This window comes from Roseateles sp. P5_E11 (genome assembly GCF_054049355.1).
On sequence record NZ_JBFUMO010000661.1, the window covers coordinates 1 to 2,961 of the forward strand.

The 2,961-nt window shown below is 63.4% G+C and carries 3 protein-coding genes; all 3 read left to right on the forward strand.

The features are described from left to right. On the forward strand, positions 1-1,098 hold a 1,098-nt coding region (locus ACXJKR_RS28750), incomplete at its 5' end, for a GspE/PulE family protein (RefSeq protein WP_457325744.1). 104 nt (positions 1,099-1,202) lie between these two features. Further along, positions 1,203-1,667, forward strand: a complete 465-nt coding sequence (locus ACXJKR_RS28755; RefSeq protein ID WP_056192693.1) for a tripartite tricarboxylate transporter TctB family protein — start codon at positions 1,203-1,205, stop codon at positions 1,665-1,667. A gap of 7 nt (positions 1,668-1,674) precedes the next feature. Then, a partial coding sequence (locus ACXJKR_RS28760) for a tripartite tricarboxylate transporter permease (RefSeq protein WP_457325745.1) occupies positions 1,675-2,961 on the forward strand: 1,287 nt, incomplete at its 3' end.

Consider the following 2,961-nt stretch of genomic DNA (forward strand, 5'->3'; position numbering starts at 1 on the left):
CACCTTGAGCCGCGCCGCGAGATGGGTGTCATCCGCTTTCGCATAGACGGCGTGCTGCACACGGTCTACCAGCTGCCACCGACGGTGATGGGCGCAATGACCTCGCGCATCAAGCTGCTCGGCCGCATGGACGTCGTCGAGAAGCGCCGCCCATTGGATGGCCGCATCAAGACGCGCAACCCAGCCGGCGACGAAGTCGAAATGCGGCTGTCGACGCTGMCGACCGCCTTCGGCGAGAAGATGGTCATGCGCATCTTCGACCCCGAGACCGCCGTCAAGGATCTGTCGTCCCTGGGCTTCGGCCAGCACGACTCCGACCGCTGGGAGAGCCTGGTCAAGCAGCCCCACGGCATCATCCTGGTGACCGGCCCGACCGGCAGCGGCAAGACGACGACGCTGTACTCGACGCTCAAGCGCCTGGCGACCGAAGAGGTCAATGTCTGCACCATCGAAGACCCCATCGAGATGATCGAGCCGGCCTTCAACCAGACCCAGGTGCAGAACGTGCTGGATCTCGGTTTCGCCGAAGGCCTGCGCGCGTTGATGCGCCAGGATCCGGACATCATCATGGTCGGCGAGATTCGCGACCTGGAGACGGCCGAGATGGCCATCCAGGCCGCGTTGACGGGTCACCTCGTCTTTAGCACCTTGCATACCAACGACTCGGTATCGGCAATCACGCGGCTGATGGACCTGGGCGTGCCGAGCTATCTGATCAGCGCCACCGTCATTGGTGTGCTGGCCCAGCGGCTGGTGCGCACCCTGTGCCCGCACTGCAAGCAGCCCGACCCCATGGTCACGCGGGAGAACCTCAATGAGCTGGTGCGGCACTGGCGCCTGGGTGGAGGCGTCAAGCCTTTCAAGCCGGTGGGCTGCCTGGAATGTCGCAATACGGGTTTTCGCGGCCGTGCTGGCCTTTACGAACTGTTGACCGTTTCAGAAGGCGTCAAGGCCTCGGTCGCTGACCTGGCCGCGCTGCGTCGTCAGGCCATGCAGGAGGGCCTGCGCCCACTGCGCTTGGCCGGCGCGATGAAGGTGGCGGAAGGGGTGACGACGGTGGAGGAGGTGTTGCGCAGCACGCCGTCCTGGGAAGGCTAGTCTCTCTTGTCTTACGTGTAATCCACAGTCGGGCAGCGTCGACCCGACTGCCAGAATCACCGGCAAGAGAACGCGCGCCCGCGGCGCGCCGGAGGCGACAAGCAATGAAGATCAAAAGCCAGCGGGACTTCTGGTCCGGGCTGATGTTCCTGGTGGTGGGCGTGGCGTTCGCATGGGGCTCGACGGAATACTCCTTCGGCACCTCGGCCCGACCAGGCCCGGGTTATTTCCCCTTCGGCCTGGGCATCCTGCTGGCCTTGCTGGGCGGCCTCGTGCTTTTCAAGGCGTTGACGCTGGAATCAGAAGGCGGCGATCCCATCGGCGCCATTGCCTGGCGCCCTTTGCTCATCATCGTCGCCGCCATCGCCGTCTTCGGCGTCGCGCTGCCTCGCCTGGGGCTGGCCTGCACGCTGCCGTTGCTCATCACGTTGTCCGCCTTGGCCGGCAATGAGTTCCACTGGCGTGATGTGTTGATCAGCAGTGTCGTGCTGACGGTCGGCAGTTGGGCGCTGTTCATCCTTGGCCTGAAGCTGACCATCCCGCTCTGGCCCATCTACATCACGGGCTGAGGGCACCATGGACCTGCTGAACAATCTGGGTCTTGGGTTCCATACGGCGCTGACGCTGCAGAACCTGATGTACTGCTTCTTCGGGTCGGTGCTGGGAACGCTTATTGGCGTGCTGCCCGGTCTGGGGCCCGTCGCGACCATCGCGATGCTGCTGCCGTCCATCTACACGCTGGACGCCACACCTGCCCTGATCATGCTGGCCGGTATCTATTACGGCGCTCAATACGGAGGCTCGACGACGGCCATCCTGATCAATGTGCCGGGTGAGTCCAGCTCCGTCGTGACGGCCATCGACGGCTATCAGATGGCCCGGCGCGGCCGTGCCGGTGCGGCGCTCGCGGCCGCCGGCCTGGGCAGCTTCTTCGCCGGCTGCGTGGGCACCATCATCATCGCGGCCTTCGCGCCGCCGCTGACCGAGCTGGCCTTCAAGTTCGGCTCGGCCGAGTATTTCTCACTGATGGTGCTCGGCCTGGTCGGCGCGGTTGTGCTCGCGTCGGGATCGCTCATCAAGGCCATTGCAATGATCGTGCTTGGCCTGCTGCTCGGGCAGATCAACACCGACGTCATCACCGGCACGGCGCGCTTCTCCTTCGATGTTCCTGAATTGACTGACGGCATTGGCTTCGTGGTCATCGCCATGGGCGTGTTCGGCTTCGGAGAAATCATCGCCAATCTGGGTCAGCCCGAAGAACATCGCGAGGTCTTCACCAAGGAGGTGAAAGGCCTGTGGCCGACGAAGGAAGACTTCAAGGAGGCCTGGCCTTCGGTGCTGCGGGGCACGGCCCTCGGCGCGGTGCTGGGAGTGTTGCCCGGTGGCGGCGCGCTGCTGGCCTCTTTCGCGTCCTACACCTTGGAGAAGAAGGTCGTCCGCAATCCTCGTGTGCCCTTCGGCAAAGGCGCTATCCAAGGCGTCGCCGGTCCAGAAAGCGCCAACAACGCCGGTGCGCAGACCTCTTTCATCCCGATGCTCACGCTTGGCATCCCGCCAAATGCTGTGATGGCGCTGATGGTGGGTGCCATGACCATCAAGGGCATTCAGCCGGGGCCTCAGGTCATGACGAGCAACCCGGAGCTGTTCTGGGGGTTGATCGCATCGATGTGGATCGGCAATCTGATGCTGATCGTGCTCAACCTGCCTCTGATCGGCATTTGGATCAAGTTGCTGACAGTGCCCTACCGGTTTCTCTTTCCGGCCATCGTCGTCTTTTGCTGCATTGGCACCTACTCGCTGAACAACAACAGCTTTGACGTCTATATGACTGCGGCGTTTGCGCTGCTGGGCTACGTCTTCTAC

Bases quoted from the DNA above. Each gene is read 5' to 3' on its own strand.
- ACXJKR_RS28755 (WP_056192693.1), top strand. From the start codon at position 1,203: ATGAAGATCAAAAGCCAGCGGGACTTCTGGTCCGGGCTGATGTTCCTG.